Here is a 1,935-nt window from a genome sequence, read left to right as displayed (position 1 = left end):
GTGTATTGGTTGAGATTGACGCAATGCCATTGACTATTAATGGTAAATTAGATCGTAAGTCATTACCAGATCCTGAGTTTATTAATGAAGATTGTTATGTAGCCCCAACTACGGAACTTGAAGAAAAATTATGTAATATATTTGCAGAAGTACTTGGTTTAGAGAAAGTTGGTATTACAGATGATTTCTTTAGGATAGGTGGAGATTCAATAGTAAGTATTCGTCTAGTAGGTAGGTTAATAAAATCTGGATTTAATATATCAGTAGCTGATGTATTTAATTATAGAATGGTACAGAAGTTATTAAATAATGTAAATTATTCACAAATTATTTTAGATAATAAGTATACACCTTTTTCTTTAGTTACAGAAAAACAACGGAATGAAGTAGCAAGCAGATCAAATATTTTAGAGAGTGAAATAGAGGATATATATCCAGCTAGTTATTTACAGACAGGAATGTTGATCGAATCAATATTAAATCCAAAAGGAACATATCATGATGTATTTAGCTATAGGATAAATAAGAAATTTAATAGAGAACGATTCGCTGAGATATGGAAAAATCTTTCTATAAAACATGAGCAATTAAGATCGTTATTTATTGAGCTAGATGAAGGATATTATAATGTTATTCATAAAGAAGTATATATAGATGATAAAGTAATATTAAAAGATTCTCCAATACCTGTAAAAGAAATAGTAGATAAAGAAAAATCTATTGCTTTATCTCTAGATGAAACTGGTTTATATAGGTTTATAATTTCTAAAAGAGAAGACTCCTTTGTATTAATATATTCATTTCATCATGCAATTACAGATGGCTGGAGTGTGGCATCCTTAATATCAGAGTTTGTGGATTTATATGTTAAAGAAGAAGATATAAAGCAAGAATTAATACCTAGTTATGGTAAGTTAATAAGAAATGAATTGGCAGTTATAGATAATCAAGAGTATAGAGACTTCTGGTTTAACTACTTAGAAGATTATGACTATGTAAATAATAATTTGATATTAAATTGGGAGTATACATCCCAAGATGATCAAGTAGTAGTTGGTAAACTAATTGATTCTAATACTTCAACTAGATTACTTGAACTATCTAGAGAATTATCTGTATCAGTAGATACAATATTCTTATCTGCATATTATTTAGTTTTATTTAAGCTTTTAAATAAGGAAGATTTAATAATAGGGAGAGTGGTAAATAATAGGTTAGAAGAGGAAAATGGAGATAGATTATTTGGATTACATTTAAATACAATTCCGTTTAGGAATGATGTTAGCAAAGTTAAAGCAATAAGAGATCTTATTGAGAGTATTCAATATAATAAGAATCAAATTGAGAAATATAAATTATATCCATATGGAAAATTAAAATCAGACTTAAATATGCAGGAAGATTTATATCAATTTGGATTTAACTATATTCATTTTCATATAGCAGAAGATAATTATAGAAATAACGATATTGATTCAGAATATTCACATGAGCAAACAAATATTCCATTAACTCTTAACATAGCTAGACAAGGTAATGAGTTTCAAATTATTTTGAAAGGTTTAAGTGATTTTATTGACAAAGGTATTGCAGAGAAGTTTGTTAGTTACTTTAATGATTCATTAGCAGCTTTAACAAATAATAATATATTAGAAATAAAAGATTATAGTCTTTTAAGTAAAGAAGAATATCAAACCATAGTATATGACTGGAATCAGACAGATAGTGATTATCCTAAAGATAAGACGGTATACCAACTGTTTGAAGAGCAAGTTGAACAGAATCCAGATAATGTAGCATTAGTATTTGAAGATAAACAGTTAACTTATAAAGAGTTAAATGAAAGATCAAACCAATTAGCTAGGTATATAAGAAAGCAGTATAAGGAAGTAACGAATCAAGAGCTTAAACCAGGTACATTGATTCCATTATGTT

The 1,935-nt window shown here is 27.2% G+C and carries 1 protein-coding gene; it reads left to right on the top strand.

Features of this window, described 5'->3' with window-relative positions:
* On the top strand, positions 1-1,935 hold a 1,935-nt coding region (locus tag F3D62_RS12205), incomplete at both ends, for a condensation domain-containing protein (RefSeq protein WP_150468522.1).

This window comes from Francisella sp. SYW-9 (genome assembly GCF_008711465.1).
Taxonomy (GTDB): Bacteria; Pseudomonadota; Gammaproteobacteria; order Francisellales; family Francisellaceae; genus Francisella.
This window is presented reverse-complemented; position numbering and strand designations above follow the sequence as displayed.